Origin of the sequence: Streptomyces sp. NPDC059900, assembly GCF_050270335.1 — a bacterium.
Lineage (GTDB): Bacteria > Actinomycetota > Actinomycetes > Streptomycetales > Streptomycetaceae > Streptomyces.
The window spans coordinates 1-2,730 of sequence record NZ_JBNNJZ010000832.1; the positions used below are offsets into that span (position 1 = coordinate 1).

Annotated in this window: 3 protein-coding genes; 1 reads left to right on the plus strand and 2 read right to left on the minus strand. The window is 71.2% G+C overall.

Annotated features, from left to right (window positions below; translation table 11 throughout):
• Nucleotides 1-1,405, minus strand: a 1,405-nt coding sequence (locus ACQKIP_RS44610; protein WP_427745611.1) for an alpha/beta fold hydrolase, incomplete at its 3' end; no start/stop codon positions are given.
• Between the two features lie 346 nt (nucleotides 1,406-1,751).
• Between ACQKIP_RS44610 and ACQKIP_RS44615 the strand changes: the two genes are divergently transcribed.
• Complete coding sequence (locus tag ACQKIP_RS44615) at nucleotides 1,752-2,042, plus strand: hypothetical protein (protein WP_365864606.1); 291 nt, start codon at nucleotides 1,752-1,754, stop codon at nucleotides 2,040-2,042.
• Between the two features lie 479 nt (nucleotides 2,043-2,521).
• Here ACQKIP_RS44615 and ACQKIP_RS44620 read toward each other — a convergent pair.
• The coding region (locus ACQKIP_RS44620) for a hypothetical protein (RefSeq protein WP_427745612.1) at nucleotides 2,522-2,730 on the minus strand (209 nt) is incomplete at its 5' end.

Below are 2,730 nucleotides of genomic sequence, written 5' to 3' on the forward strand. Positions count from 1 at the left end.
GGTTCGTGCCGTAGACGCCGTGCCCCTCGCCCTCGTCGACGGTGACCATGCGCGAGCCCTTCAGCTGCCGGTGCATGGCCTGTGCGGTGGTCAGGGGGGTCTGCGAGTCCCATTCGTTCTGCACGATCAGCGCCGGGACCTCGTTGTCCACCACCGTCACGGGCTCAACGGGCCTGTCCCAGAAGGCGCAGGGCAGGACACCTGCCGCGAAGTCCCCGTACAGCGGGTACTTCGCCGCGTCGCGGATCGAGTCCCTGAGGTAGGTCCCGGGGTCGCGCGGCCAGGACGCATCGCCGCACACCACGGCCATGGCCCCCGAGACGTCCTCCTCCGGCAGGGGCTCGGAGGGGTCGGGGCTCTCCACGCCGCCCCCGGCGGCCTCCTTCAGCTTCACGACCCGCTCGGCCGCGGTACGGACGGTGAAGAACTCCCGGCGCACCAGGTCGCGCACCCCGGCTCCGTCGAGCGGCGTTCCGTCGACGACGACGGGGTCACGGTCGGCCCTGGCGACCACGTCCCAGAAGGACTTGCTCACCGCGGCGGGCGTGTCACCGAGGCGGTACGTCGCGTCGTGCGCGGCGGTCCACTTCGCCCACCGCTGGAACGCCCGCTCGCTCTCCGGGGCCCAGATCCGGAACATCTCGCGCCACATCCGCTCCGGGTCGACGGCACTGTCCAGGACGAACCGGTCGGCGCGCCGGGGGAAGAGCTGCGTGTAGACGGCGCCGAGGGCGGTGCCGTACGAGACGCCGATGTACGAGATCTTCCGCTCGCCCAGGACCGCCCGCAGGACGTCCATGTCGCGTGCCGTGTTGCGGGTGGTGATGTGTGCGACGGTGTCCCCCGCCTTCGTGCGGCACTTGTCGGCCAGGTCTCTGGCCCAGGCGACGTTCTTCTCGAAGGCTTTCAGCGGGCGCAGCAGCGTGTTCTCGTCGGCGCTGAGCCCGCAGTCGACGGGTGTGCTGCGGCCGATGCCGCGCGGATCGAATCCGATCAGGTCGTAGCGTTCCTTGACCTGCCGGGGCAACTGCCGGTCCAGTTCGAGCGGTAACTCCAGGCCGGGGCCTCCCGGACCGCCGGGGTTGGAGAGCAGCACACCGTGGCGCTTTCCGGGGGCGCTGGTCCTGAGCCGGGATATCGCGACGTCGATCTGCCTGCCGCCGGGCTTGCGGTAGTCGAGCGGAACCTTCAGGGTCGCGCACCGGAAGGCGGCGGGGGTGTCGGGACCGCACCGCTTCCAGGCCGGCTTCTGCCGGGTGTAGGGGCGCAGGGCGTCGGCCTCGGTGGAGGCGGGCGAGGCGAGTGCCGAGGGGCTTTGCGCGCCCGGAGCGGCGGCGGCCAGGCCGGGGGCCAGCGCGGCCATCACGCTCACGGCGAGCAGCGGGACGAGCGGTCGTCTGCGCATGCGGGTGTTCCTTCCGCTGGACATTGCGGGACATGAGCGATCTTGTCCCGTCGCGCGGCCGCGCGACTCATCCCGGAAGCCCGAATGCCTCCAACTCACGTGGCATTCAAGGGGTTTGTGTCTACTCCGCTGGGAGGATCCGGCACCTGCCGGGACCCCGACCCGGGTCGGGGTCTTCCGCCCGGCGGTCCGGCAACTCACAGCGCGCGCACGGGCAGTTGATATGACGTGCGGGGCCCGGCGATTAGCGCGTTCGGGTGGCTCGGCTCTCCCGCTGCAACCGGCGGGCCGCCCGCCTGCCTCCTGACCGACACAGGCACTGCCCGCCCGTCGTGAGGAAGCCGCCATGACCGCACCTGCCACCATCTCGCCGGCCGCCGACCGGGACGCGGAGGCGGACTTCATGCTTCCGCCGCCCGACCCGACGCAGCGCCTGGACATGGCGCCCCCGGCGCTGCTCACGCCCCGCGACCGCCACCGTCTGAGCCTGTTCGCCACGCTCACCACGGCGGGCATTCCGCCCCACCCCGACGACGCACGGGCCATCGACGCGCTGAGCACGCTCGACGACACGGTCGCGCTCGCGATCTGCCGCTGGCTCAGCACCCATGCCCACCCCGCGACCCCGCTCAGGTGACGCGACCTCACGTGACGCGACGCGGACGCGCACCACGCTCCCGCGCGCGGCTACGACAGCCGGTCAGCCCCGGTGGAACAGGTCCTGCGGATCGACACGCTCCCAGCGCGAGCGTGAGCGCGGGGCGGGCGGGCGCGGCACCTCCCGGTCCTGGTCGAGCCACTCGCGCACCAGCGCGTCGTAAATGGGGGATTGCGAAGGTGCGCTCTCGCCACCGGCCCTGGTTTCGGCACGGGGCGGCCGCGGTGAAGGAACCCCGCTCCCCGCATCGCTCATGCCCAGTACAACGATCCTCTCTGATCTCGGCAACGCCGCTTTACGGCAGGAAGCCCGTGGCATGCGCATGCCACGGGCTTTATGGCCTAGCAAATGCAGGCTACTGACTCGGTGGATCGTCTGTGAGCAATCTGCGAATTCGTACCCAAACGAGAGAATCCGGGCGGCCGCCCTGGTATCCGACCCCTGCCCGCAGGCCGCGCTCAGGCGCCGACGTACGCCGAAAGATGCTCGCCGGTCAGAGTGGAGCGGTCCGCGACGAGTGCGGCGGGAGTGCCCTCGAAGACGATCTTGCCGCCGTCGTGGCCAGCGCCGGGGCCGAGGTCGATGATCCAGTCCGCGTGCGCCATCACCGCCTGGTGGTGCTCGATGACGATGACCGACTTCCCGGAGTCCACGAGCCGGTCGAGCA

Excerpts from the sequence above, each read along its gene's own strand:
- ACQKIP_RS44615 (WP_365864606.1), top strand. The coding sequence starts at position 1,752 with ATGACCGCACCTGCCACCATCTCGCCGGCCGCCGACCGGGACGCGGAG.